This window comes from Bacteroides sp. 41_26 (assembly GCF_949740115.1).
Taxonomy (GTDB): domain Bacteria; phylum Bacteroidota; class Bacteroidia; order Bacteroidales; family Bacteroidaceae; genus Bacteroides; species Bacteroides nordii.
The window spans coordinates 138,445-164,922 of sequence record NZ_CATJGZ010000054.1; the positions used below are offsets into that span (position 1 = coordinate 138,445).

General features: G+C 40.2%; 22 protein-coding genes. 9 read left to right on the top strand and 13 right to left on the bottom strand.

Annotated features, from left to right (window positions below):
- Positions 1-161 precede the first annotated feature (161 nt).
- The 3 genes from QX565_RS04705 to QX565_RS04715 all read left to right on the top strand — a co-directional run bounded on the left by QX565_RS04705 (position 162) and on the right by QX565_RS04715 (position 2,268).
- Entirely contained in the window at positions 162-821 is a 660-nt protein-coding gene (locus tag QX565_RS04705) for a hypothetical protein (protein WP_289291581.1), read from the top strand.
- Positions 822-1,064: 243 nt separating this feature from the next.
- Positions 1,065-1,646, top strand: a complete 582-nt coding sequence (locus QX565_RS04710; RefSeq protein WP_289291582.1) for a hypothetical protein — start codon at positions 1,065-1,067, stop codon at positions 1,644-1,646.
- Entirely contained in the window at positions 1,624-2,268 is a 645-nt protein-coding gene (locus tag QX565_RS04715) for a hypothetical protein (RefSeq protein WP_289291583.1), read from the top strand. Before QX565_RS04710 ends, QX565_RS04715 begins: the two co-directional genes overlap by 23 nt.
- A 754-nt stretch (positions 2,269-3,022) precedes the next feature.
- On the opposite strand, the gene QX565_RS04720 is transcribed toward QX565_RS04715, so the two are convergent.
- The 12 genes from QX565_RS04720 to QX565_RS04775 form a co-directional block, all read right to left on the bottom strand.
- Positions 3,023-3,910 (bottom strand): beta-propeller domain-containing protein, encoded by an 888-nt coding sequence (locus QX565_RS04720; protein WP_289291584.1) that lies wholly within the window; start codon positions 3,908-3,910, stop codon positions 3,023-3,025.
- 66 nt (positions 3,911-3,976) lie between these two features.
- Positions 3,977-4,849 carry a 3-hydroxy-5-phosphonooxypentane-2,4-dione thiolase gene (gene lsrF, locus QX565_RS04725; protein WP_025867106.1) on the bottom strand — a complete coding sequence of 291 codons (873 nt, stop codon included), beginning with the start codon at positions 4,847-4,849 and terminating at the stop codon, positions 3,977-3,979.
- A 34-nt stretch (positions 4,850-4,883) separates the two neighbouring features.
- Positions 4,884-5,501 carry a DAK2 domain-containing protein gene (locus QX565_RS04730; protein ID WP_289291585.1) on the bottom strand — a complete coding sequence of 206 codons (618 nt, stop codon included), beginning with the start codon at positions 5,499-5,501 and terminating at the stop codon, positions 4,884-4,886.
- Between the two features lie 12 nt (positions 5,502-5,513).
- Entirely contained in the window at positions 5,514-6,530 is a 1,017-nt protein-coding gene (locus QX565_RS04735) for a dihydroxyacetone kinase subunit DhaK (RefSeq protein ID WP_289291586.1), read from the bottom strand.
- 31 nt (positions 6,531-6,561) lie between these two features.
- Positions 6,562-6,876: a hypothetical protein gene (locus tag QX565_RS04740; RefSeq protein ID WP_002558803.1), complete on the bottom strand. Its 315-nt coding sequence runs from the start codon at positions 6,874-6,876 to the stop codon at positions 6,562-6,564.
- 37 nt (positions 6,877-6,913) lie between these two features.
- Entirely contained in the window at positions 6,914-9,373 is a 2,460-nt protein-coding gene (locus QX565_RS04745; RefSeq protein ID WP_289291587.1) for a cytochrome c biogenesis protein CcsA, read from the bottom strand.
- Between the two features lie 140 nt (positions 9,374-9,513).
- Positions 9,514-13,506 carry an SUMF1/EgtB/PvdO family nonheme iron enzyme gene (locus QX565_RS04750; protein WP_289291589.1) on the bottom strand — a complete coding sequence of 1,331 codons (3,993 nt, stop codon included), beginning with the start codon at positions 13,504-13,506 and terminating at the stop codon, positions 9,514-9,516.
- 34 nt (positions 13,507-13,540) lie between these two features.
- Positions 13,541-14,278 carry a cupin domain-containing protein gene (locus tag QX565_RS04755; protein ID WP_221650753.1) on the bottom strand — a complete coding sequence of 246 codons (738 nt, stop codon included), beginning with the start codon at positions 14,276-14,278 and terminating at the stop codon, positions 13,541-13,543.
- A gap of 61 nt (positions 14,279-14,339) precedes the next feature.
- Positions 14,340-15,434: a chorismate transformation FkbO/Hyg5 family protein gene (locus QX565_RS04760; RefSeq protein WP_221650771.1), complete on the bottom strand. Its 1,095-nt coding sequence runs from the start codon at positions 15,432-15,434 to the stop codon at positions 14,340-14,342.
- A gap of 23 nt (positions 15,435-15,457) precedes the next feature.
- Positions 15,458-17,233: a YncE family protein gene (locus QX565_RS04765; protein WP_221650752.1), complete on the bottom strand. Its 1,776-nt coding sequence runs from the start codon at positions 17,231-17,233 to the stop codon at positions 15,458-15,460.
- Positions 17,234-17,253: 20 nt separating this feature from the next.
- Positions 17,254-18,054 carry an IclR family transcriptional regulator gene (locus tag QX565_RS04770; RefSeq protein ID WP_370634154.1) on the bottom strand — a complete coding sequence of 267 codons (801 nt, stop codon included), beginning with the start codon at positions 18,052-18,054 and terminating at the stop codon, positions 17,254-17,256.
- A gap of 254 nt (positions 18,055-18,308) precedes the next feature.
- Positions 18,309-18,812: an RNA polymerase sigma factor gene (locus QX565_RS04775; RefSeq protein WP_002558810.1), complete on the bottom strand. Its 504-nt coding sequence runs from the start codon at positions 18,810-18,812 to the stop codon at positions 18,309-18,311.
- A 257-nt stretch (positions 18,813-19,069) separates the two neighbouring features.
- On the opposite strand from QX565_RS04775, the gene glsA reads away from it, so the two are divergent.
- On the top strand, positions 19,070-19,888 hold the full coding sequence (gene glsA / locus QX565_RS04780; RefSeq protein ID WP_289291590.1) for a lyso-glycine lipid O-acyltransferase GlsA: 819 nt from the start codon (positions 19,070-19,072) through the stop codon (positions 19,886-19,888).
- Positions 19,889-19,923: 35 nt separating this feature from the next.
- Positions 19,924-20,922, top strand: a complete 999-nt coding sequence (gene glsB, locus QX565_RS04785) for a glycine N(alpha)-acyltransferase GlsB (protein ID WP_221650750.1) — start codon at positions 19,924-19,926, stop codon at positions 20,920-20,922.
- Here the strand turns inward: glsB and QX565_RS04790 are convergent.
- Positions 20,894-22,222, bottom strand: coding sequence for a deoxyguanosinetriphosphate triphosphohydrolase (locus tag QX565_RS04790; protein WP_289291591.1), 1,329 nt, complete (start codon positions 22,220-22,222; stop codon positions 20,894-20,896). The two genes, glsB and QX565_RS04790, sit on opposite strands and share 29 nt — an antisense overlap.
- Positions 22,223-22,362: 140 nt before the next feature.
- Between QX565_RS04790 and dut the strand changes: the two genes are divergently transcribed.
- Genes dut through QX565_RS04810 form a run of 4 tightly spaced genes read left to right on the top strand, consistent with a single transcriptional unit; the run spans position 22,363 to position 26,447 of the window.
- Positions 22,363-22,797, top strand: coding sequence for a dUTP diphosphatase (gene dut, locus QX565_RS04795; protein WP_289291592.1), 435 nt, complete (start codon positions 22,363-22,365; stop codon positions 22,795-22,797).
- 28 nt (positions 22,798-22,825) lie between these two features.
- The gene (locus tag QX565_RS04800) at positions 22,826-24,580 is read left to right on the top strand and encodes a tetratricopeptide repeat protein (RefSeq protein ID WP_289291593.1); all 1,755 of its coding nucleotides are present in this window, start codon (positions 22,826-22,828) and stop codon (positions 24,578-24,580) included.
- Complete coding sequence (gene lolB1 / locus QX565_RS04805; protein WP_221650746.1) at positions 24,577-25,137, top strand: lipoprotein insertase outer membrane protein LolB1; 561 nt, start codon at positions 24,577-24,579, stop codon at positions 25,135-25,137. The genes QX565_RS04800 and lolB1 overlap by 4 nt, the downstream gene beginning before the upstream one ends.
- On the top strand, positions 25,134-26,447 hold the full coding sequence (locus QX565_RS04810) for a murein hydrolase activator EnvC family protein (RefSeq protein WP_289291594.1): 1,314 nt from the start codon (positions 25,134-25,136) through the stop codon (positions 26,445-26,447). The genes lolB1 and QX565_RS04810 overlap by 4 nt, the downstream gene beginning before the upstream one ends.
- Positions 26,448-26,478 lie beyond the last annotated feature (31 nt).

Here is a 26,478-nt window from a genome sequence, read left to right on the forward strand (position 1 = left end):
ATGCACAAAAGGAATATGATGATAAATAGGGGAGTACTATTACATCCCATAACTATCTAAGTATGAGTGATAAATTCACAAAAATAATATTTAATAAACGAGATTTGCCAAGATCAACAGGCGATGCAGTTGGACGGTTATGGACTAAAAAATAATAATTTATGGATAAGTTACTTATTTGTTTATTTGCCTTTATTGGCATCACTTTTAATGGATTTTCTCAGACTGTAGATTCCTTGGTTAATATAAAGGGATATTATGTGACAAGATTTCTCAAAGATGAAATTATCTATTCTTATAATCAAAAAATAAAAAGAATCAATAACCAATCATATTCAATTCCAATTGATTATACAAGTATCTCTTTTTTTATTCCTTTAGATATTGATAATGTAGCAATTAATTGTAGTGAAAATGTTGCAAAGAGCATGCCCTTTGCAAATAACCTTAATAAAGATTCTATTTACTACTTACCTGTATCAAAACAAGTTGAAAAATACATCAAGAAAGTTTTCAACTTGAATCTAAATTTATCAAAAGGAATAGCTATTTTTTCTGCAACACAGAGAATCTCTCCATTCTATATTGATACAACCAATAATAAATACTTATATAAATGTATATTTGTAGATGGAGAAGCTTTAAGAACTAAATTATTAAACACTGAAGAAAAACGTTTTCCGCTTGATATAGATGTTGATTTTGTTAATAGAAAAGCACGGTTTATAAATTTATTTTTTATCGTCAAGGTTAACTCTTATTCAACAATTATTGATGTAGAGGGTCTGAAAGAGTGGGTTCCGTATTGTGATGAGGAATAGTTCAATAATATTCATAATATAGGTACTTTAATGCTAGAATTTGAGATAATACTGGTATTTATTATGATAAAAATTGTTCAATTTTACAATAATTAATTTTAAATGTAGGGCTAATGAAAAAATGTAATTAATTATATTTCAACGAACTATTTTATATTTTAAAGGGAAAACAAGAATATTATATGAAGGAAAATATTATCCATGTAAATAACTCATTAAGATTATGTTTTTAAAATTCGCTCAATGAAAAAGAATACTTATTGTTTATTGATTATATTGGTTATGCTGTGTGCTTGTCGAAGTACAGATTATTATAATATTACGGATAGGTATGAAGTAATTTCATCAACAAAAGAAGAAGAATTTGTTCGTTTTCGACCTTATGTGTCTGAAGATTCTATAACTATGAAGTTTAGGGTTTATGAAGTAGATAATGAACTGAATATATTGCTTGATTCTGTTATAAAGCTTACAAATGAATTTTATATGGAGAAAACGGGAAGGTATGTGGAAAATAATTTTTCTTTTCTTGTACAGAAAATGAGTAGGGATAGTGCGTCAATTGTAATTGAAAATGTTCCTGTTGGTAGTCAACAGTTTAATTATGGATGGCATAAAAATATTTTCTTTTATAAGGGAGCTTGTTTCTTCTGTGACGGCTTATATACGAATCGTCTGTTTAAAAAGACAAGAAAGTACTTTACTTTTCGTTGTGTTGACCCACGGAGATTTTTTGCGAATGATTTGGCCACTCATCCTTACTGCATTTGGCAATATCTTTATGTAAATAAAAGAATTCAATATGTCTATAGTGGTAAATGGTAAAACTGAATTGTGTGATACGAGTAAAGATATTATGAGAAGAAAGAACGTAAATAATATAGTATGGATTCTATTATTGGTATTGATGGCTTGTAATTGCAATAATTTATCAATAAAAGAAGACCCCAAATTAGAGATAGATAACGTATTTATGCTTGTCTCAGAGAAAGATACAACTTTAGTGACAGGATATGGGTATCTCTTTTTTAATTGTAGAGTGGTAAATCATGGTATAGATACTATAGTCTTAGGAAAAATTCCTTTTGATAAAGATCAAATGAACCAAGATCGTAATTCAGTGACTTGTTACCTTATTAATGGAGACTCTCTACCCTTGTTTTCTGAAAATTTATCATTTAGTGCTGAAAATACGACTATTTATCCAAATGATTCTTTAATTTTTACTTTGTCATTAAACTCTTTTGCAGGTACTAATTCGCGTTCAAAGTTTGATAGTATTTCTAATCTCATAACTCATATTGTATGGAATACTAAAACAGATCATTTTAAGTTTAAAAAAGCTGAGTCGTATGCTGTTAAACATATTATTCATAATGAATATGCAGAGGGATGGGGGATTAAAGCAGATATTCCTCAAGAATATTATCGAAAGTATTTGAGGTAGTATTGAGGGATCACTAAAGATTGGATAATTGGGGGTGTAAGAAGAAGTTTTGAGGTTGTTTAAAAGGTTGATTGCATCTAGCTTTATATTATGTGGATAGACTAAATGCTACAGACTGTGAAGATAGAAAACATTTTGATATAGGTATCTAAAAATATCTGGTAATTTTTATAATTTTACAACTTATGTTTTTGTTGAACAGAACCTTTGAAATATAGTTTGAATACTGTTATGTTGTGAAAATTTGGATATCTCCGAATGGAAGTGAAATCATTTCATAATTATTAAAATACTAAACTTTATGGAAGTACATCAGGAATCTTTTTATATATGGATAACTAAAATTCCTGTTGAAAATAAATGATTTATGAAGAAGCCATTATTTGTTTGTATTAATTTCGTCTCTTTACGTACTATATAAAATGAGATATAAAGAACTACTCCAAAGGTATAACGGGCAATGATAAATATGATAAGTTATTAAGAACTTTGAGATAAAAAAAAATGAATTTGGTGATATGCTTACTTTCGAGTAGGAATATATTTTCTCATAAAGTTACAGTTAAAGTCGTTTGTATAGGAAGTAGAGCATGTGGAGTATTCATTGCTAACCGTGAATGGGATTATCTGGAGAATATATTGAATTACAAAATTTTCAACCTGATTTTGTATGTTTTTGTAGCTGATGTGATAACTATAAGCTCCCCTTTTATTTAATATTCCGGGGAGTTTATAGTTATTCTGTTGTATAGGGTCAGTTTATCGTACTGACTGCTGATATCATTCCAAATGTTTGATTGTCGTTTAGGCTCCAGATCACTTCTCCTTTTTGGTTTATTTCGAAAAGTTGAGGACTGTTTGCTGCATTGGCGTCATGACTGTGCCCTTGCCAGTTGCATATATAAAGGTTATCATCAGCACTTTTACAAAGACCGGCTGTGAAGAAAAGCCGGACTCCTTTGATATCATTCTCATTATAACGCCGGATGATTTGACCGTCATTCGGATTGGTTTCGATTAAGGCATGCCCGTCACCACAAGCAATCCAATAGTTACCATCAGTTGACTCTAATGTAGTGAAGGGTGTACCTTCTACTTTGAAAGAGTTGATTAGTTTGCCGGAAGGAGAAATTTCACGTACTTCAGAGGTAGATATGAGAGGAATGAGGTAATTTCCACGCTTGTTTTTATTCAGTTGGCGAAACTGAGAGTGGGCGCGGTCAATCCCTGTTTCATATTCTGTACGGGAGAGAATTTTACCCTTCGGGCTCACTTCCATAATGACAGCCGGATGTCCTGTCCAAGCTAACAGGTAATTACCGTTGGATAACACGCGGGCAGTTTGCATTTCACAACCTTCAGGTGCTGTAATATTCCAGATCTCCTTATGATCCCGGTTGATTACTTTGGCACCTTTGGCGTAGGAAAATAAAATATTTCCGTCCGGAGTCGCAGCTACAGAGTTACATTCCCAACCTTTCTGTAAAGGATGTTCCCACTCTATTTGTTTTGAATCTTTGTCTATAATGACGATCTTATTCCATCCCGAACCACCTAATAATAATTTCTCAGCTTTGTTTTTTCCGGAGATATTAAGGAAGAGTGGGAGAGTAAAACATAGAAAAAATAATATTCTCTTCATAATGTATGTGTGTTAATTGAAAATTGGGAACCTGATTTGATCGATTCCCAATTCTCAATTAGTTGATTATTTAGATAAATCCTGGAACATTTCAAAACCTTGTTCCGGAGTCAATCCGTCATGCACTACAGCATGTACAGCCTGGATCATAGCCGCAGGCGATTCACTTTGGAATACATTGCGTCCCATATCTACCCCGGCAGCACCATCGTTGATCGCGTTATAACATAACTCAAGTGCTTCTTTCTCGGGGAGTTTCTTACCTCCGGCAATAACTACAGGAACCGGACAGGCTGCTGCCACTTTCTCAAATCCCTCGCAATAGTAGGTCTTTACAATGTTGGCACCGTTCTCAGCACAGATGCGGGATGCTAAGCCAAAATAACGGGCATCGCGTGCCATTTGTTTACCTACGGCTGTTACCCCCATCACGGGAATATTGTAACGACTTGCTTTGTCTACAGCTTTATACAAATTGGCTACGGTTTTTGCTTCGTGTGCTTCGTCACCAATAGCCAACATAACAGCCATGGCTGATACGTTCATACGGATAGCGTCTTCTACATCAATCAGTACATTGTCGTTCAGATCAGTAAGGATGGAAGTACCGGCATCAGAGCGCAGACAGATAGGAGTTTTTGTATTAGCAGGGATAACCGACTGTAAAATGCCTCGTGTACACATCAGGCAGTCTGCATATTCCATTAACGGGACTATATTCAAGTCAATACGTTCGAGTCCTGAAGTAGGCCCCATGATAAAACCGTGGTCGCAAGCCAACATAACGGATTTACCTGTTTGGGGGTTAAAGATACGTGATAAACGGTCTTTCATACCCCATGCTGCATTTTCTGCACCTTTCACGTGAAAGTGTTGTTGTTGAGATGCAATGTCTAAACCAAAATTTGCACCTTCTCTTAAATCATCTAAATCTGCCATTTCTTTATATTTGATATTTATTCGAAATACATTTTTACTTTATAGCTTCTGAGAATGAAGCGAACATACAACTCCAGGAAGCAGCGCCGCTATCCATATAGCCTATAGACCGTTCACCATAGTTGCGTGCACGTCCGAAATTAGCTTTAAGTTCAATTGTGGACTCAGCACCCGCCAAAGCTGCTTCGGCTCCTGCATTTATCAATTCTTTGATATCGTCTGAAGGGCAATTCTGAATAGCTTCGACAGCAGGTATCAGGGCATCCATCATTGTTTTATCACCTTTCTGAGCTTTAGTCTGCTTTTGTACGTTAGTAAGTCCGCCGGCGAACATGGCTTTTACAGCAGCCGCATCCAATTGTGTGCCACTTACATGATCACTCATGCCAAGGAAGAAAGCTCCCAGCAAAGTACTGGTTGAACCGCTTACTTGTAACATAACATCGAATCCCATGTCGTTCAGCATCGATTTAAATTCAGTCCCTTTCTCGGCAGTGGCAACAATAGCGCTCATGGCTGTTACGATCGCTTGTCCGTGGTCACCGTCACCAATAACGGCATCCAGCTTGGAAAACTCATCTTCACGTGCTTTGATATTTGCTAAAGCTGTGGTGAGCATTGTTTTGAAGTTATCAATAGTCAGTTGTGTCATTTTCTTTTGCTTTTATTTGCCAATAGTTGTCCAGTAAGGTGCGTTAGCACGTTTGTTCTTCAAATAGTCGATATGATCTTCGTCCAGGATACCCATAATCATTTGGAAACCTGCTTGTTCCTGTACGGTCAATATCTCCTGTATACGGCTTACAACTACTTGCAGACCACGTGCTTCCAGTTCCTTATAAGCTTTGCGGAATATGATATTCAGTTCCATGTGAGTAGTGGCACCTACACCGTTGATGATAAGCATCATTTTATCTCCGGCTTTGGGTTTGAGCTGCTGGCAAAGCAGGTCTACCATTTCGGCAGCTGTAGCATCGGCTGATACAAGCGGTTTTTGACCGCCACCACCTTCGCCGTGTTGGCCCATTCCTATCTCCATGATACCGGCAGGCAGATCCGTGATTGTTGCGCCATTCTGAGGATGGGTACAAGAACGCATAGCTACAGCAAGTGTGGCTACCTTATTGTTATATCGTTCGCCGATTTCGATAAGCTCGTCTAATGACTTGCCTTCTTCTGCTGCTGCTCCTAATATTTTATACAAAGGAACACAACCGGCCAGCCCACGACGATCTTCTGTGTTGGCATCAATTCCGGCACTGATGTCATCATGTGTCAATATTTGTTTTACTTTGATTCCTACACGTTCTGCCAACTGGCAAGCCATGTTTGCACTCATTATATCACCGGAGTGATTCAATACGACCAGTAATATACCTGCTTCACGTTTCATCAGCTGCAATGCCTGGAATACACGTTGTGCACCGGGAGCTGCAAAAATATCTCCTACTACAGAACAATCCAGCATACCTTCGCCAACGAAACCACTCAATGCTGGTTCATGACCGGAGCCACCTAAGGTGACAATAGCTACTTTACTTTCGTCCTTTGCATGGGCACGTACTACAATATTTTCACCTCCCAGTTTTACTTGATCGGCATAAGCCATTACATAGCCTTCCAACAATTCGGGAGTAATTTGTTCGGGGTTGTTGATAAATTTAGTTTTGATGTCTGACATGATGTTTTCCTCCTTATTTTGAGATTAGTTTTTATTTAATTTCCATTAGTTCGATAGAAATACCCTCTTCTTCTATGAAAGCAATAGTGAGGTGTTCATCGCATACGGCAGGGCCAAAAATAACCTTCTTACCTTTTAGCTCTTCTTCCAGAGAGGGTACTGTATAGGCAATGTGACCTTGCTTTTGTACCAATTCGGGCATACAACTGCCTTCTTCGAATTTAAGAAACTCGATTCTGTTAGGACTTTTGCTATAGTCTGTCAGCCATACGCTGAGCCCTTCATTAAAGAAGGCGCCTTCTTTGTGTTCGGTAGTGACGATACCTACGTGGTTGAATGTTCTCATAATTTATTCGTTTTAAGTGTTTATAATAACTATTGGTTTATGACTTGTTCGGATTTAACTCAGGATTCTTTTTCCAACTCCTGTAAGAGAAAAATGCTAATACAATAATAACAATTGAGGCAAAGTACAGGTAGATCAATATATTGTTTACATTGTCGTTCTGTCCATATGAGTGCATTCCGCTAAGGAAATAGTTGACTCCGAAGAAGGTCATTAATACGGATGAAAATGCGATGACTGAAGCGACATTGAATAACCAAAGGGTATTACAACGTTTTATCAGGTGCAGGTGGGTGACAATGGCATAAACAACCATAGTAATCAGTGCCCAGGTTTCTTTAGGATCCCATCCCCAGTAGCGTCCCCAGGATTCATTTGCCCAGACGGCCCCCAGGAAAGTACCGATCGTCATCAAAGCCAGCGCTACCAGCAATGACATTTCATTGATGATACTTAACTCTTTGATACGAATAATCAGCTGACTCGTTCGTTTCTTGCCGGCGAAGATCATCAAAACCATATTGGTTAATCCCATCAGGCAACTGACGCCGAAGAAACCATAGGCAGCTACAATAATGGCAACATGGAACATTAGCCAGGGAGATTTAAGTACCGGAACTAAGGGACTTATTTCCGGATCCATCCAGTTCAGACCGGATACAAAAAGAATGATACCACCGAACAAGGTAGCCAGTGCTAAAGTAATTGTATTGCGGCGTACAAACAGTAGACCGGCAAGAACCGTAGCCCAGGCCACATATACCATTGTCTCGTATGAATTGCTCCAGGGAGCATATCCGCCAATATACCACCGCATTCCCATACCGTACATGTGATAATGGAACACGATAAGCACCAGAATCCCCAATATCCAGACCATAGACTTTATCCAGCGTTTCTGCTGAAACTGTACGATGAATGTAAAGATGAGCAGCAGACCACCCAAAATAAGATAACCGATTTTACAATAGCGAAATACATCCATCTTATTATATTTCAGTTCAGACTGTATCTTTTTAGGGCTGATGTCGAGTGTTTTGTTTTTGGCTTGCTGGTAAGTACTGATCATGCCGGCAACTTCGTTGGCCTTTGTCCAGTCGTTACTTTTCAGACCTTCCTGTACCTCTTCCAGATACCAGTCCATAATACGGGCTACGAACATGGAGTCCTTTCCTGTAAAAGCCGAAAGGTCATCTCCGGGAGCATACCACTTATGGTTGGGATCATCTTCTTTTGGAAAGAGATTCAGCATCTGACGGTTGATAAGCTGGTGGAAGATGTTGATCTGTTCATCCAATTTCATCAAATCTTTGTCGAATCGGGTACGTTGGTTAGGCATTTTGTTATATGCTTCTTCCAGCTTCTCCTGTAACTTGTAGTAGCCGTTATTGTCAAACACTTCCGCGTATGCACATTGTTTGGCAGGCAGATTATAATAACTTGCTAACTCTGGATTGGATACGGCAATAAATGGTATGCGCATCCATACATCTGGCATCACCAGTAAACTGATAAGGAATTGGTCAGAGTTTAAACCTCCGATTTTATCCGATTTATGTAGCTTTCGGAGTATTTGGGAAGAAAAAGTGTTGATTGGCATGGTACGCCCACTATTTGACTGGATTGGTAAAGAACCAAAAACTTCGGCATGTGCAGGAGAAATTTTATGTTTCTGTACGATATCCATCATTGGGGAGTTATTCTCGTTTGCTCTGCTTTCAGAAGGAAAGGGCATAAAGAAGAGCAGACAGGCTATTATCTTAGTTGCAGTATGTAATTCTTTTAACCGACGGCTCAATGACATGAATCGGGTATTCTTGCCAATAAAGCATAGAACCAGTCCGATGACAAGCAAAAGATACCCTGTGTAAGTGATGTTGCGTCCTGCAACATCCCGGTTGACAGAGAGAATCGTACCTTGTTCGTCCGGATCATAAGATGCCTGAAAGAACCGGTAGCCCTTTACATCTAACACATTGTTCATAAATATTCGTTCGGGACGTGTTTCACCGTCCACATGTACTACAACTTCACTTTCATAGGAAGAGGGACTGGAAGAACCCGGATAGCGGGTCAACGTAAATTTCTTTAGTTCCACAGAGAAGGGTAAGGTGTGGATACTTGTGTTATTATCGGCGGAGCGAACGGCGATTTGGTTGCTCGTTTCTCCTTCGCGAAGATGAAGGATACCTTCTTCACTGAAAAGGAAAGAGGTAAAAGCACCCAGGAAAATGATGATAAAAGCAAAATGAGTGACTAACATACCCCATTTCCGGCTTTTAAGATATTGGCGCTTGATAACAATTGCTACAAAATTGATAACCATCAATAATTGAAGCAAAAAGAACAGAGGCGAATAGTAGATGACCGTTTTGGCTGTTGCAGTGCCATGGTATTTTTCAATGAAAGTAGCGGCAGCGAGTGCAACAGCATAAATCAGTAACAACACAATGGTTGTTACATAAGAAGAGAAGGGCTTGTGGAAATTTACTTTCATAGGAAAATCACTTTTAGAGTTGACAATTGATAACAGTTGGCAGCTGATAGTTGACAATTGACAATGAAGAGTTGACGGTAGACAGTGGGCAGTTGGCCTGCTCACTGTCAATTGTCAATTGTCCACTGTCAACTGTTTAATTAGTCTTCAATAATTACGCGGAATCCTACATTGAATACTCGCTGATGCGGGTAGTAGGCTTTACGGGCATAAGAAGTTGAGACTTTAGGACGTTCAATATAAGAACCACCACGTACTACTTTGAATTCCGAAGGATTCTTTACCTTTTCGGTGTAAGGATAAGGTATGTAATCCGAACGGGTCCATTCTGCTATATTTCCGTGCATGCTATATAATCCAAATGGATTGGCCTGGTAATTTTTAGAATCAACCTGGTTCATTGCTCCGTCATTGACACTCTCCTCTTTAGGCAGATAAGAGTAATATTTGTACCAGTATGAATTCTTAGACATTGGTTGTGGATTAACGCCACTTACAGCCATTTTATTGCAACTTTCGTCTGCAAAGTTCTCCAATTTACCAAAATCCGTATTGCTATTACCATACCAGAAATCAGAATCACTTCCTGCACGACACGCCCATTCCCATTGTGCCTCTGTGGGGAGGGTGATGTTGAGGCCGGTCTTTTCGCTCAGTTGTTTACAATACGCCATAGCATCTTCATAACTAACACGGATAACAGGTTGTTCCGGCTGGTTGGCAGGGTAACCGAAATGTACATGGTCTTTCCATAACTGGTCTACATAACGACTGTCGTGGTCGGGGAAAATGACATTGTATTGTTCATTGGTGATTTCTACTTCACCCATCCAGAATGGTTTTGCAATTTTTACTTTAGATACCGGACGATTATCAGCAGATCCGTTCCAGCTACCCATAGCGAATTCTCCGGCAGGAATACGAACGAAGGTGAGTTTAACTCCGGGAGCCAATACAACTTCTTTGCGTGTTTCCTTTTCGTTTGCCAGCATCGCTTTGATTGCGTTGGCATCGAAAGGCCAGTTTTTCACTTTTACATTCTTCTCTTTTACAGGAGCTGTTGCTGCCGGAAGGACCGGAGTAATTTCTCCTTTACCTTTCAGATAGGTTGCATAGTCAGCAATCTCTTTCTTCCAGTTTACTCCCATACCGTTGCCATATTTGTTGGTGAGTTCTGTACGGCGTTCAATCTGATCAAAACCCTGATATGGGAAATCTTTGATCTTATTAGCATTGAAGTAACCCTTATCCGGTGCATTGTAATCAATCCATGTATACAATGTTCTCCATTCTTTGTCAGTCAGCTTCACATTTGCATGTCCCTTTTTAAGGATACGGATTAATTCGCTGGTATTGGCATGATATTCATAGGGTTGAAGAACTGCCATATCAGCTTCCGGACCCTGACGATGAACATACGGATGTAGATTCAGATAAGAAGGACCATATCCACGTTCGTCTTTTGCACCGGCACGGAGGTCGAATGCTTTTTCGCCGTTATGACAGGCAATACAAGCACGGTCGAGAATCGGCTGTACTTCAAGATCGAATGTAAATGAACGGACACCACCTTCTGGTGCTTTTATAGAGTGTGGTGCACGTTGAGATGCAATTACACGCTTAGGCACAGGAATCTGGTTCTGATCTTCGTGACACCCGATACAGGAGACAACTTCACCCGGTTGTCCGGTCAACCAACTACGCATCAGCTGTATAGCAGCTCCGTCTTTATCAATCGGCTGGATGGAGATTGGCGTATTGGCTGGTATTTTGAAGATAACAGAACCGTCTTCTTCCACAGGAACTGTTCCGAGTTGACGTTTAATGTCCCATCCGCTCTGGATACCATGCCAGTTATGATCCGAAACAGTTTTCAGATATGCATACTCATAAGCATGCAGACGGAGTTCTTTTACAGTACCACGAGGTACATTACGCAATCCTTCACCTTCGTATATATCCTGGATAAATACAGTTGCTTCTTTTTCATTCAGTTTTACCCTGTCAGGTATAGCCGGAGGAGTAGTTGTCTTACGCACAACAATCGGACTGATGTATCCTTCGCCTTCCTGTTTCATCAGACAAGTTACGTTATCAAATACATCCACCAGATAAATACCCCATAAATCTTGTGGGTTCAGCTTGGCGGCTACCAGATAATATTTGTCATTCAATGGAGTAGGTTTGATGAATTGTGGCCATACGCCGTTTACTAATTCATCTTTAACCAATTCTACTATCGGACGGTTCCGATATGGAATTTCCTGAAGCATACCGGCAGTGCCTTTGCGGGCTTTGGTTGGGTCAAACAAAATTAAACGGCCGGAGCGGGCAACACCGTGGTGACCGGAAATAATACCTACAAAAGCAGACGCATGATTAGGCAGAGGTTGAATATCGAATGTACTGTTAGGGAAAGCACAACCGCTTCCAAACAGGGCTTTTTGTTCTGTTCCGTCCGGGTTCATATGCATTACAAAGCGGGAATAGTAGTGCATCAGGTCGGTATATTCCCAACGAGTATACATTACTCTACCATTATTCATGATAACCGGATTCCAGTTGGCATCCTGGTCAAATGTAAGGCGACGCATGTTTTTGGTTTTGGGATCATAAAGCACCATATTACCTACAGGATCAGAACCACTGACACAAGGTACACCTTGATAACCAATATTAGAAGTTGCTATCATACGCCCGTCAGGTAGATATGTACCGTCGTAGAATTCCAGATCCGGTTCTTCATTTTCTATTAGCATTCTGTGACCGGTACCGTCCAGCTTTACTTCATATATATTCCACCGATTGTCGGGCATGGTTGCAGTAAACATAACCCGGTCGCCATCCCAATGCATTTTAAGGTCTGCGATAGAGGATGAGTTCTGTGGTTTGTATATTTGACGCATCTGAATGTCACCACGCAGGTTAGACAATTCTACTATTTCAGCATTAAATCCACTACGGCGTGCAGATTCCTGATTGCTCCAGTTATTAGATTGTGTGCCTAAATCCGGAGCCATAGCTGTATGTGCCTTTGAACCCAGTTTGAAACGAGTAGCAACAATTTTGTCGCCATTGAGTAAAGGGTTACCAAGCAGAATGGCTTGCTTGTTTTTCAATGCTTTGCGGGCATTGGACAATGCTTGTGTGTCGCCTTTATAAATGCCGTCGAAACCTTTTTGAGAAAGGCTTATTAGTTCGTCGAGCAAAGGCTGGTATTTGGCTACATCAAACCCTTGCTGTTGTTTCATATCAGCGAATGCCAGTTTGATTGCATTTATATTCAGCCACTCCAATTCATTCTGTACCTCGTATACATTTTGCATTTTTTCAAATATCTCGAGGTATTTGTATATCTGTGTATTTACGTCTTGTTCGGTTGCTATTTGCCGTATGATGTTCTTGAAGTAAGAAGCATCTTTTATCTTACCAGCCAAAGCATCTACAATTTGTTTCTCAACAGAGGCATCGGGGGTGATTAACCAAGTATCCAGTCCGTCCATCTGACTGCTTAGCATCCCGATCTGATTCGGGTATTTTTCTGCCAGCTGATTGGCGATGTCTTTAGGCAATATATTCAATGCCTGAAAATATACACTACCCGTTCTTGAGTCATCGTCAATACCAACTTCTGCTTCAAAACGTACGTATTTACCTTTCACAGGATAGACCAATGTGCCGTTAGCATGGCAGAATACACCGTGCTCATAAGCTTTTCCGGCAATCCGGATGGGTTTGCCATTTGCGTTGATGTTCATTCTTGGTTTATCCCAGCCGGCTACGCCATATTCAAACGGAGTCTGGTCCAACCATACAGAAGAACCGTCGGCTGCAATCAGGCGGGCATTCCCCCATACTGCATGATCATAGCTGCTACCGTCAGGACCACCGGAGGTAACCAGTATCAGCTTATCGCAATTCTTCAAGTCCACAACAAAAGGCTCTGCCTTGTCATTGACTTTAATCCATTTGGATATGACTGGCATTCCTGCTTTTTGTAGTTGCGTACGCAATTCGGATTTGGCTTTTACTGAAGCATCAATCCATGTCTCTGCTTTCTTAGGCTTCGGCCCGGCAAATGCCGAGGCGGAAGCTGATAAGAAACAGAGTGTTATTAACAATATTTTGTTCATAAGGTTGATTCTAAGGTATTATGCTTTTCTACTATTATAATGCAGCTTTAGAATTCGAAAAACGAAGACCGGCATTGTCATGGTAAGTAGCCCATTCTGAAACAATTGCACCTTCGGGACCAGCCATCAGGAAGTGGAAGGTTGTCAAAGCTTTCAACGGAAGTACTTCGCCTACCTTTTGTACAACGAAATTCTTACTCTTGATAGGACCATGAGTGGCTGGGATTGCAGGGGCATTCGGAGTTTCATCTCCTACTTCAGAGAAGTTATAGGCCCATCCTTTTTCAACCATCCAGGATTCGTGTTTAGCAGGATATGTAGTAGCTACATGAGCATGTTCCGGAATCATTTGTCCAGGCAGCAGATAGATAGCATGTGCAAAGTATCTTTGTTCTGCGTTGTTAACCCAGAAAATACCACCCATACCTACGTTCTCAAAATCTCCTAGTCCGAAGTCTGTAACCCACATGTCTTTGGCCATTAATTCGGTGAAAGGAACATCATAGAATGCGAACATGTCTTTCATTGCTTCCATAGCAGCTTCTTGCTGGAATTTGCCGTCTTTGTAAAAATCGGCATTTGTGTACTTCTTAGAATAAGTCATTTCTTTTTTATTTTTACAGTTATTTTGATTACATTCATTTTTACATTGTTCGGAACATTGTCCGTTGGCACTGCAAGCTGACTCTGATGTAGACGTTTTGCCTGTGCATGCTACCATTGAGAGTAAAACAACTCCTAGGGTTACTGAATTTCTAAGTCTTTTCTTCATTTTCATTTATTTATTTGGTTAGTAATTTCTCCTCTTTTATTTATTGTGATGAGGCAGTGTCTTATTTTATGGCAATACCTTCAATTTCAATTAGCAATTCATCCCTACATACATCTGCACACATATAAGAAATAGGTATATTCAGTTGATAGTCATTCAGCAGCTTATATGCTTCCTGGTAATGTGACTTGTTTTTCAGGTACACACGCAATAACTTTAAATGTGCGTCTCCTGTTAGTTGGGCTATGTTTTCCATAGTGATGTGGAGTTGTCTTTCAAGACCTACTCCGGCCAGACTTTCTTCTCCCCGGATTGCGGCTGTACCGGATATATAAATGAGTTGTCTGTCATCAAACGTCATACTTTTGGCACGTTCAAACTTTGGTGTTGATTTTTGCTGATGAGCCGTTTCCAGTACTTGTGGTGAATAGGCATGAGCTGCTACCTGTAATTTATTATCAATAGGAGTGGCAAAACATTCCGGACGGGTAAATACAGCGGCATCAATATCTACCAAAACACCCCCTAGATTACTCCCGATACCTGTAGCAGCCGGATAACCCAAACTCCAGGTAGCCTGGTTGTAGAAGTTGCTACGCACATTATTGAACATCTGGTAGTGTTGATCGGCACCATCAAATCCTGTAATTTGTTCAATGTAGTTCCATTGGCGGATGATATTTTCAATGGGAAAATTTTCCTTATGCAAAACTTCACTTGCTAACCGGAAAACTTCAACGGATTGTTGTTGGGTATTGAAATTCAACACATCACTATGAAAGCCTCCTGCAAAGAGAAAACGTCCATCAGCATTTTCCAATGTGATGTAAGGAAAACCTTTATTGGGATGATACGTGATATGATCATTCTCATCTGCCTGATAACTATGTACTTCCATTGTAAGTCCGCCATCCAAAGCAGGTTGGGATACATAACTTAATACAGGTAACTTCTGGGTATAACGTTGTTGTATTTTGTCACTTAAAATGTTACGACGAATTACATATTCGTTGTTATCTGTCGGTGTGCCGAAAAATATTAGTCTGAATATGTGCTCGTTTTGAGGTAACTGTGCTAACAAAGTATCTGCCATTGTTCCGAAATCAGCAATTTCGGTGGTATATATGCTATATTTTATTTTATCACAATAATTCATGTTTTCCAATGGTGTCTTGTTTTTTATAAGGAATTTACGTATTCTGTTAGCGCTTTAATCTCTTTTTGAGAAACCTTTTTCTCAATACCGTGTTTATGTACCTTAAATACATCTTCCATCGTGGCTGCACGTCCGTCAAAAAGATAGGGGGCTGTGCGCCAGACTTCACGTAGGGTAGGGGTATCCCAACCTTTTTCGAACTCAATATCCTCACCGATACGGTGCATTTTCAGGTCTGTATAATATGGACCACTGTGGCACTCTGTGCATTTTAGTTTTTCAAATACCTTTCTTCCTTCTTTGGCCAGGTCGGATAACTCTCCATTTACCAGATAGGGGCTTGGAACAGGTTGGAGAGATTTCAGATAAGCATCCACACATACGGCATCTTCTTCGGTTATATCAAAGAACTGTATGAATTTAAAACCTGCACGTACCGCCCATTCTGCTGTTTCGCGTATGCCTGATATCATGCTTGGAGGGGTGGGATGACTGAATAAAAGACTTTTGCAGTTTTTAGAGTTACCTACTCCATCATTCATTAAATCCCAGTTCATACCATCTGTACGGGCATCTCCCGGATGGCAACCATTACAACTTTGCCAGTTTTGGAAACAATGAGAGGCATCATTAAAATAGCGTTCTCCCTTGTTTTCTATACTCTCTTCCCGGTCCGGATTCAGATTAACCGAGGTAATTTCAGTTGTTTGGGTATCTACGATATTCAGGATGTCAGCGAAGTAAGTGGGAATATAGAGTTTTCCGTTCTCCATTATCATTTTGCGCGGACCATTGCCTTTCAGTGGGATACGTTTACGCAGACCATACAGAAATCTCAAGTCATAATCCAGCATAGCTTTATCAGGATAGCTTAAAAATTTCTTCAGCATGGCTTTATGGTCGATAACGCTGATTTCATGTGTCCCGGAGTGAGTGATGAAGAGTGACTCGTCATTGCAGGCAATGCTCCAGATACCTGCTGCTCCACGTTCTGGTTCGTCGACTACAATTGCGCCGAGGAATTCCTGTTTTTCCACATCTATAATGCTGAAGGCACTGGTATTCATCCATCCTTGTTGCAATTGTGATGTGGGAACTGTAAAACGTCCTAAATTATGGGATACATATATATATTTACCGTCCGGTGTAATACAAATACCACGTAAAGCATTACTACCGTTGGCCAGTTTGATGTCTTTTACTTTGGTAAAATCATCCATTCTGATGACGGAAACACAAGCTGCCACATAGTCGAGATCTGCCCGTTGAGATGGCAAGTAATTGGTAACAAACAGATATTTGCCATCCTTGCTGAACTGTGCTGATTTAGGTTCACGCAACACATTAACCGAACGTACAACCGTATGATTTATCGGATCAATTTCTGATACAGTGTTCTGGAATTGATTACATACATATATATGTTTTTTGTCAGGCCCGAAAATAGGAGAACATGCACCGGAACCTGTTAGAATGGTAGCTTCTTTTTGTCCTGATTCCAATGATAAAATTTGCAAATGTCCGGTGGCTGCACTGGTAGTGACATATGCTTTATGGGTATCCAGAAGGATACCAGTTGGGGTTTCTTCAACAGGAATGGTGCGAAGTAAAGTTTTACCGTCCGGCGAAAAGAAACTGATTCGGCTTGTCCCCTTTTCTACAATAAGAATTTCACCTTTGGAATTTAAGGTAATGTCTGTAGGGAAAAATGGGGGAGTCCCCGCCAGAACGAAGGAAGCACAACCACAAAAGAATGCGGTGGCTAATGTTTTTTTTAATATTTGTTTGGGGGTATTCATAGTATGTATGTTTTATGTTTTTAAGACTGATTGTATCCTAATTCTTTGGAGATAGTTTGTGCGGCATCTTTTATACATTCAACTGAATTACGCACTACATCCTTAGATAAGCGGTCTTTGGGACCAGATATCCAAATAGCTCCGCATGGATAACTTGTGTAATTGAAAATAGGGGCACCTATGCAGAGTACTCCGCTTAATTCTTCTTCATTGTCCATGGCGTAGCCTAACTTTCGTACTTTTTCCAGCTCATCCATATATGCCTCAGGAGTAGTAATAGTACGTGCATTATAGCGTGTAAACTCCATTTGTGACAGATAATAGTCACGAACATTACAGGGGAGATAAGCCATGATAGCCTTTCCCGGTGCCGAACAATGTAGTTCAAAGGGTTTACCGGGTGATAGAACAAACCGGAAAGTGTGATGTCCTTGAGCTTGTTCTATGAAAATGCCTTTCTGGTCTCCTAACACTCCGAAACAGGCTGTCTCTTTTACTAGATCCCGCAAATTACGTAAATGTGGCAGGACTACCTCCAGCAAATTATGTTCATTTAATGATTTAAATCCAAGTGATAATAATTTGCGGGATAATTTATAATGTTTTGTGTCTTCATTATATATAAGGTATCCTAACCGGACTAAAGTATTTAAAATACGGTAGGCGGTCGTTTGCGAAATATCAAGTTCTGATTTGATTGCTTGTAGTGTTCTTCCTAAGGAATAAAGCGATAGGTACTCAAGAATCGCAATTCCTTTTTCAAGGTTTGGGACTTTGTAGTTCTCTTCTGCTTTTTCCATATATTCTTCTACTTTTTCCATATTTGGAACAATGTTTCAAATTTGTTGTCCAAATATAAGGAAACATTCGGATAAGCTTGATAACAAGTGGCTGAAAAAAAGTTAAATATGTTATGGAGTATATTCTGTGGAGTTTTATTAGGAGCTTTCTTTGAATTTGAGTATAAAAAAAGAAGCAAGAAGGAGTTTCTCCTACTTGCTTCTACTGTGAACACAACTAAAAATCTGCACTAAATTTTATATGGAAATCGACAATTATATAGTGTCGGCTTAGGTTATCTGAAATCTTTCAATTCTTCCTGTAATTTCTGGCGGGTGAAGAAGATACGACTCTTCACAGTACCAAGTGGAAGATGTAATTTCTCTGCTATCTCACGATATTTGAAACCGGAAACATGCATAGAGAATGGAACCTTATATTCTTTGGGAAGTGAATTGACAATGCGGTGCATCTCTTTTAAGTCGTAAGAGCTTTCTGTGCTCTCAAAACCTGATTCTTGCGGGAGACTCAAATGATAAAGGTTGTCTGTCTGATCAACAAATGTCTGGTCGCGAACGACTTTACGGTAATTGTTGATAAAGATATTTCGCATGATGGTATACATCCATCCTTTAAAATTAGTATCTGGCATATATTTATCCTCATTGTCTAATGCTTTTAATGAGGTTTCCTGCAACAAATCATTGGCTTCTTCTCGGTCGGTTGTTAGTTTGTATGCGAAACGAAGTAGTTCATCCTGAACTCCTATCAAATCTTTTTTGAAGCTTAAACTTTTCATAAACGTTGCTTTTTAAATTGTGAATATATCGTTGTTGTTTCGATGTTGCAAGTTTACGGCGTTTTGATGATTGAGACAGGGGTGAATTCGTCTTTCTTTCACCTAAAAACTATCAATTGATAGTTTTTAGGTGGTATATGATAGTTTTCAGGTGTTCTTTTTTCTCGTCAGAAACCTAAATCCTGTATTTTCTGCCAAATTATTGCAATTAATAGAAAAGAACAATTAATTTTGCACAATCATTTTATCTATAACGAATGACTGACGACTCTTTGTTTTTAATAGATATCGATAAGATTCTTCGGACAAAAGCTCCGAAGCATTATAAGTATATCCCTAAATTTATAGTTTCTTATCTGAAAAGGATTGTTCATCAGGAAGAAATTAATGTTTTTCTACGTGAGTCGAAGGATAAATTAGGAGTAGACTTTCTGGAAGCTTCCTTGGATTTTCTTGACGCCAAAGTGGAAGTAAGGGGAGAAGAGAATTTACCGGAAGATGGTTTATATACATTTGTGTCCAATCATCCGCTAGGAGGACAAGATGGTGTAGCATTAGGCTATGTTCTTGGTAAACACTATAATGGGAAAGTGAAATATCTGGTAAATGATTTGCTGATGAACCTGCGTGGACTGGCTCCTCTTTGTATTCCTATTAATAAGACAGGAAAACAGGCGAAAGATTTTCCGAAAATGGTAGAGGCTGGATTTAAATCAGATGACCAGTTAATTATGTTTCCGGCAGGACTCTGCTCAAGACGACAGAATGGCATTATCCGGGATTTGGAATGGAAGAAGACATTTATTGTTAAAAGTGTGCAGGCGCAAAGAGATGTAATACCTGTACATTTTGGTGGGCGTAACTCTGATTTCTTTTATAATCTGGCAAATATCTGTAAAACACTGGGAATAAAATTTAATATAGCTATGCTTTATCTGGCAGATGAAATGTTTAAAAACCGTCATAAGACATTTACAGTCACTTTCGGTAAACCAATTCCCTGGCAGACATTTGATAAATCTAAAACCCCTGCACAGTGGGCGGAGTATGTTAAGGATATCGTATATAAACTGTGATAAAGAGAAAAAGAACAACTACACTAACGAGGAATATGGAAGAGATTATTGAACCGATAAGCAAAGAACTGCTAAAGGCGGAACTTACGGAGGATAAGCGGTTGCGCATGACGAATAAAAGTAATAATCATATTTATATTACTACTTCACAAGATTCTCCAAATGTAATGAAAGAGATTGGCCGTTTGCGTGAAATTGCTTTTCGTGCAGCAGGAGGAGGTACCGGGTTGTCTATGGATATCGATGAATACGATACAATGGAGAATCCTTACAAACAACTGATTGTATGGAATCCGGAAGCGGAGGAGATTTTGGGTGGGTACCGTTATTTGCTGGGTACAGATGTACGTTTTGATGAAAAGGGGGCTCCGATACTGGCTACTTCCCATATGTTCAACTTCTCTGAGCAGTTTGTTAAAGAGTATTTGCCTACTACAATTGAGCTGGGACGATCATTCGTAACCCTTGAATATCAGTCTACCCGCGCAGGAAGCAAAGGCTTATTTGCTTTGGATAATTTGTGGGACGGATTGGGAGCGTTGACTGTTGTGATGCCAAATGTGAAATACTTCTTTGGTAAAGTAACGATGTATCCCAGTTATCACCGTCAGGGTCGTGATATGATTCTTTACTTCCTGAAAAAGCACTTTGGCGATAAAGATGGGTTAATCACTCCGTTGAATCCGTTGAAAATGGAGACTGAGGAGAAAGATTTGGCTACTATATTCTATGAGAAATCATTTAAAGATGATTACAAGATTCTGAATAGTGAGATTCGTAAGTTAGGCTATAATATTCCTCCATTGGTAAATGCCTATATGAGTTTAAGCCCTACAATGCGTATGTTTGGTACAGCTATTAATTATGAATTTGGAGATGTTGAAGAAACCGGCATTCTGATAGCTGTTGACGAAATTCTTGAGGATAAGCGTATGCGTCATATCCAATCATTCATCGAAAGTCATCCGGAAGACTGTAAGTTAACCTCGGGCGTCAATAAAGTATTTACACCGCAGGAAGACTGTTGCCGTTGATTTTGCGGTAGAGGTCCAGCGCAAAGACATCAGTCATTCCCGAAATATAATCAAGTACCGCCTGTATTCTTTCATAGAGTGCAGGCGCTTTTATGTTGTACTGACCCGATACGCGATTGATAAGAAGCTGTGAATAAGCTTTGTTGGGGGAGGTTACGGCATCGACCATGAGTTCCAGCAGGGTGCTGATAACCTGAAAACCTGCTAACTCTATATCAAGCACATCCCGAGAACGGTAGATCTTGTTAAAAGAGACTTCAGAACAACGCTTGTAGGCCTGTGCGGGGCGTTCGGAAATTTTTTTAATCAGTGGATCGGTGAAGTTACCGGCAAGAATGTCTGCTTCATGTTCCAGGAATATTCTTGTACATTCTTTTATCAGTAATCCTATGACCGAAGAACGTAGATAGGCAATTTGTTCGTTTGTATCACTGACGATGCTGAATGTTCTTCGGATATGTGCCTGTCGTTCCTCATTAAAATAAGCCAGCAGTAGTTCTTTCGTCTCCCCGGTGGTTAGAATTTTTAGTTTGTGGGCATCTTCAATGTCCATCATTTGATAGCAAATATCATCGGCTGCCTCAACAAGGTAGACCAGCGGATGACGGGCATATTTCAGAGGTTGTTCACTCAGTTGAATTAATCCAAGTTCATTAGCAATACGCTGGAATCCTTTTTCTTCACTGATAAAGAATCCAAATTTGGATTTTTTACCTGCCAGACTTGATGAAAAGGGGTATTTGACGATGGAAGCAAGCGTAGAATAGGTCATGGCAAATCCACCTTTACGGCGTCCTTCAAATTGATGTGTAAGGAGCCGGAAAGCGTTTGCATTTCCTTCAAAATGTGTCAAATCATCCCATTCCACCGGGAGGAGTTGATCTTTTAAGAACTGTCCTTTACCTTCGGAAAAGAAAGTGGAGATAGCCTTTTCACCGGAATGACCGAACGGAGGATTACCCAAATCGTGAGCAAGACAGGCGGCAGAAACAATGGATCCGATTTCGGGTAGGAAAGAGTCCTGTAATTCCGGTTGTCGGGAGAGTATTGCCTTTGAAACATCATTACCCAGTGACCTGCCAACGCACGAAACCTCCAGACTATGGGTGAGCCGATTGTGCACAAAGATACTACCCGGTAGTGGAAATACCTGTGTCTTATTCTGTAAGCGGCGGAAGGGAGCTGAGAAAATGAGCCGATCATAGTCTCTTTGAAATTCCGAACGGTTTTCCTGTCTTTCTTCATGAAACTCTTCCATCCCAAAGCGCTTTGCTGAGATTAATTTCCTCCAATCCATCATGGGTATTTATGATTTAGCTATTTACAATTTACGATTTGGGAGTACATAGTTCCCATATTCGCACATTATTTAACTGCAAATGTACGGAAATTCGATACAATTTATGTATTTTCGCCCGTTAAATAGTAAACAGACTGAATATGAACGTACAAGTTATCAATAAATCAAAGCATCCGCTTCCGGCATATGCTACTGAACTCTCTGCCGGACTGGATATTCGTGCTAATCTTTCGGACTCAATGACTCTGGCCCCTATGCAACGCTGTCTGGTTCCTACCGGATTATATATCGCACTCCCTCCGGGATTTGAGGCACAAGTTCGTCCGCGTAGCGGTCTGGCTTTAAAGAAAGGGATTACTGTTTTAAATTCTCCGGGAACGATTGATGCCGACTACCGGGGAGAGATCTGTGTGATTTTGATTAATCTTTCGACCGAACCATTTGTTATTGAAGACGGAGAACGAATTGCACAGATGGTGATAGCCCGTCATGAACAGGCTGCTTGGCAGGAAGTGGAAATACTGAATGATACGGAGCGTGGTGCAGGTGGCTTCGGGCATACGGGAAGGGGATAGATTACGAACTACAAATTACGAATTACGAATGAAAATAAAATTATTACTCCTTGGGGTGTTGATACTGATACTTGCTTCTTGCGGTTCTTCACAACGAGTAGGAAAGGCGGGTGCTGTTAAGCCTGCCCGGCAGTTAGTTACCCTCTCGGACGAGCAACAGCGTAAATATGACTACTTTTTCCTCGAAGCAACGCGATTGAAAACTAAAAAGGAGTATGATGCTGCATTTGATTTGCTGAAACATTGTCTGACCATTAATCCGCAGGCAGCTTCGGCCCTTTATGAGATTTCGCAGTATTATATGTTTTTGAAGCAAGTGCCACAAGGCCAGGCTGCTTTGGAGGCTGCGGTGGAAAGCGCACCGGATAATTATTGGTATAGCCAGGCACTTGCCAGCCTTTATCAACAACAGAATGAGAAAGAGAAAGCAATAGGATTGCTTGAGATGATGGCTACCCGTTTTCCGGGAAAAAGAGAATCGTTGTTTGCTTTGCTTGATTTGTATAATCAGCAAGAGGATTATGGTAAAGTGATCGGAACGTTAGATCGTCTGGAAGAGATAATGGGGAAGAATGAGCAACTCACAATGGAGAAATTCCGTATTTATCTGCAGATGAAAGACGACAAAAGTGCTTTTCGGGAGATTGAGAACCTGGTGAAGGAATATCCTATGGATATGCGTTATCAAGTAATCCTGGGAGATGTGTATATGCAGAATGGTAAAAAGCAGGAGGCATACGATATTTATCAGAAGGTACTTGCTACGGAGCCGGACAATGTGATGGCCCATTTTTCACTGGCTTCCTATTATGAACAAACCGGCCAACAGGATTTGTATAAACAGCAACTGGACTCTTTGCTGATGAACAAAAAGGTACCTGCAGATACGAAACTGAATGTAATGCGCCAGGTGATTGCCCAAAATGAACAGGCTACAGCAGACAGTACGAAGGTGATTTCGCTTTTTGACCGTATCCTGCAGCAGGACCCGGATGATGATCAGATTCCTATGCTCTATTCACAATATCTTTGGGCAAAAAACATGAAGGAAGCTTCGATTCCGGTATTGGAGCGTGTGGTCCAGATTGATCCGGCCAATAAAGCTGCCCGTCTGATGCTCCTTGAAGTAGCTGTGCAGAAGAATGATTTTGAACAGGTCATTAAAATCTGTGAACCTGGTGTAGAGGCTACTCCCGAAGCACTTGAGTTCTATTTCTATCTCGCTATTGGCTATAGCCAGGCGGAGCGTAATGATGAGGTACTTGCTATTTGTCAGAAAGCTTTGGCGAATGCTACAAATGAGAGTAAGAAAGAAGTCTTATCTGACTTCTATTCTATCATGGGCGATGTTTACCATAAAAAAGCGATGATGACGGAGGCATACAATGCGTATGATTCTGCATTGGTTTACAACCCTTCTAATATTGGTGCATTGAACAATTATGCCTATTATCTGTCTGTAGAACGCCGGGAACTCGATAAGGCTGAGGAAATGAGTTATAAGACGGTGAAAGCCGATCCTGGCAACGCCACTTATCTTGATACATATGCCTGGATACTTTTTGAGAAAGGGAACTATGCTGAGGCTCGTATCTACATTGATGATGCCATGAAAAGCGATGGGGAGAAAAGTGATGTGATAGTAGAACATTGCGGAGATATCTATTATATGACCGGTGATGTGGATGGCGCATTGAAATATTGGCAAGAGGCTCTTGATATGGGGAGTGAATCGAAAACGCTGAAAGAGAAAATTAAGAAGAAGAAATACATTGCAGAATGAGAAACGTATTCTATTTATTGTTGCTGGTAGTAATGCTTGCAGGCTGTAAAAGCACAAAGAATATAACTTCAAACGTGCCTGTCGCCGAGCCTTGTTACCTATCATCCAAACTGCAGTTAACTATACCCTCCGGCTCTGATGGGAGTATAACGACGGGGGGAACAATGAAAATGAAAGGAGGCGAACGTGTGCAGCTTTCCATTCTGATGCCTATTCTCCGTACGGAAATAGCCCGGTTGGAGATAACTCCCGACGAAGTATTACTTATCGATCGGATGAATAAGCGCTATGTCAGGGCTTCCCGGAAAGAGTTGGATGATATTCTGCCTAAGGACGCCCGGTTCTCTAAATTGGAGAAGTTACTTCTGAGTGCTTCACGCCCGGAAGGGAAAGCCGAGTTGAGTGGCAAGGAGTTGGGCATACCTTCACTGGAAAGAGCAAAAGTGAGATTATATGATTTCTCGTCCAAAGAATTTGCAATGACACCTACCGAAGTCTCGGATAGATACACCCAGGTGCCACTTGAAGAACTATTAAATATGCTGACTAAGTTATGATGAAACGTATCTTTGTAGGATTAACATGTATTCTGTTTCTGGTCATTCCGCTTTCTGCTCAGAGTAGCAGATTGATTAAAGAGCTGGAAAGTAAACGTGGCGAATTGCAAAAGCAGATTGCTGACACTGAATCATTGTTGAAGAATACAAAGAAAGACGTAGGAAGCCAACTTAATAGTCTTGCTTCATTAACGGGGCAGATTGAAGAACGCAAGCGATATATCCTTGCCATAAATAATGACGTGGAGGCTCTTCAACGCGAATTGTCTGTCCTTGAGCGACAGCTTCGTACACTTCAGCGTGACTTACAGGATAAGAAAAAGAAATATGAATCTTCCGTCCAATACCTCTATCGTAATAAATCGATAGAAGAAAAACTGATGTTTATTTTTTCGGCCAAGAGCCTGGGACAGACGTATCGCCGTCTTCGTTATGTGCGTGAGTATGCTACTTATCAACGGCTTCAGGGCGAAGAAATTCTGAAAAAACAGGAACAGATCAAGAAGAAAAGAGCAGAGCTGCTGCAGGTAAAGACTGCCAAAGAAAATCTGTTGAAAGAACGCGAAGGAGAGAAGCAGAAACTTGAAGATCAGGAAAAGCAGAAGCGTGAAATGGTGGCTAATCTGCAAAAGAAGCAGAAAGGGTTACAAAGCGAAATAAATAAAAAGAGACGTGAAGCCAATCAACTCAATGCCCGGATTGATAAGTTGATAGCCGAGGAAATAGAACGTGCCCGTAAGCGTGCAGCCGAAGAAGCGCGTCGCGAAGCAGAGGCTCGTAAAAAGTCAGAAGCTAAGGAAGGTAAATCAACATCAACTTCTTCCGGAACGGAGACAAAGAAAAAAGCGGAACCTCTGGAAGCTTATAGCATGAGTAAAGCGGACCGTGAGTTATCCGGCAACTTTGTCAGTAATCGTGGTAAGCTACCTATGCCGATTTCGGGTCCTTATATTATTACCAGCCATTATGGACAATATGCCGTTGAGGGATTACGCAATGTTAAACTCGATAATAAGGGTATTGATATTCAAGGAAAGCCCGGTGCGCAGGCTCGTGCTATTTTTGATGGTAAAGTTGCGGCCGTTTTCCAACTCAATGGGTTGTTCAATGTGTTAATTCGCCATGGCAATTATATCTCTGTATATTGTAATCTCTCTTCTGCATCTGTTAAGACGGGAGATACGGTTAGTACGAAGCAGGCTATCGGGCAGGTATTTTCTGATGCCTCCGACAATGGGCGTACTGTATTGCACTTCCAATTGCGTAAAGAGAAAGACAAATTAAATCCTGAACCTTGGCTGAACAGATGATGCCTGCCGTTGACGATTCCTCTCTTAGTAA

Coding starts and splice junctions, on each gene's coding strand:
- QX565_RS04750 (WP_289291589.1), bottom strand. CDS start 13,506: ATGAACAAAATATTGTTAATAACACTCTGTTTCTTATCAGCTTCCGCC.
- QX565_RS04745 (WP_289291587.1), bottom strand. CDS start 9,373: ATGAAAGTAAATTTCCACAAGCCCTTCTCTTCTTATGTAACAACCATT.
- QX565_RS04710 (WP_289291582.1), top strand. CDS start 1,065: ATGAAAAAGAATACTTATTGTTTATTGATTATATTGGTTATGCTGTGT.
- QX565_RS04770 (WP_370634154.1), bottom strand. CDS start 18,054: ATGGAAAAAGTAGAAGAATATATGGAAAAAGCAGAAGAGAACTACAAA.
- QX565_RS04705 (WP_289291581.1), top strand. CDS start 162: ATGGATAAGTTACTTATTTGTTTATTTGCCTTTATTGGCATCACTTTT.
- QX565_RS04755 (WP_221650753.1), bottom strand. CDS start 14,278: ATGAAGAAAAGACTTAGAAATTCAGTAACCCTAGGAGTTGTTTTACTC.
- lolB1 (WP_221650746.1), top strand. CDS start 24,577: ATGAGAAACGTATTCTATTTATTGTTGCTGGTAGTAATGCTTGCAGGC.
- QX565_RS04810 (WP_289291594.1), top strand. CDS start 25,134: ATGATGAAACGTATCTTTGTAGGATTAACATGTATTCTGTTTCTGGTC.
- QX565_RS04720 (WP_289291584.1), bottom strand. CDS start 3,910: ATGAAGAGAATATTATTTTTTCTATGTTTTACTCTCCCACTCTTCCTT.
- QX565_RS04765 (WP_221650752.1), bottom strand. CDS start 17,233: ATGAATACCCCCAAACAAATATTAAAAAAAACATTAGCCACCGCATTC.
- lsrF (WP_025867106.1), bottom strand. CDS start 4,849: ATGGCAGATTTAGATGATTTAAGAGAAGGTGCAAATTTTGGTTTAGAC.
- QX565_RS04740 (WP_002558803.1), bottom strand. CDS start 6,876: ATGAGAACATTCAACCACGTAGGTATCGTCACTACCGAACACAAAGAA.
- dut (WP_289291592.1), top strand. CDS start 22,363: ATGAACGTACAAGTTATCAATAAATCAAAGCATCCGCTTCCGGCATAT.
- QX565_RS04775 (WP_002558810.1), bottom strand. CDS start 18,812: ATGAAAAGTTTAAGCTTCAAAAAAGATTTGATAGGAGTTCAGGATGAA.
- QX565_RS04735 (WP_289291586.1), bottom strand. CDS start 6,530: ATGTCAGACATCAAAACTAAATTTATCAACAACCCCGAACAAATTACT.
- glsA (WP_289291590.1), top strand. CDS start 19,070: ATGACTGACGACTCTTTGTTTTTAATAGATATCGATAAGATTCTTCGG.
- QX565_RS04715 (WP_289291583.1), top strand. CDS start 1,624: ATGTCTATAGTGGTAAATGGTAAAACTGAATTGTGTGATACGAGTAAA.
- QX565_RS04730 (WP_289291585.1), bottom strand. CDS start 5,501: ATGACACAACTGACTATTGATAACTTCAAAACAATGCTCACCACAGCT.
- glsB (WP_221650750.1), top strand. CDS start 19,924: ATGGAAGAGATTATTGAACCGATAAGCAAAGAACTGCTAAAGGCGGAA.
- QX565_RS04790 (WP_289291591.1), bottom strand. CDS start 22,222: ATGATGGATTGGAGGAAATTAATCTCAGCAAAGCGCTTTGGGATGGAA.
- QX565_RS04760 (WP_221650771.1), bottom strand. CDS start 15,434: ATGAATTATTGTGATAAAATAAAATATAGCATATATACCACCGAAATT.
- QX565_RS04800 (WP_289291593.1), top strand. CDS start 22,826: ATGAAAATAAAATTATTACTCCTTGGGGTGTTGATACTGATACTTGCT.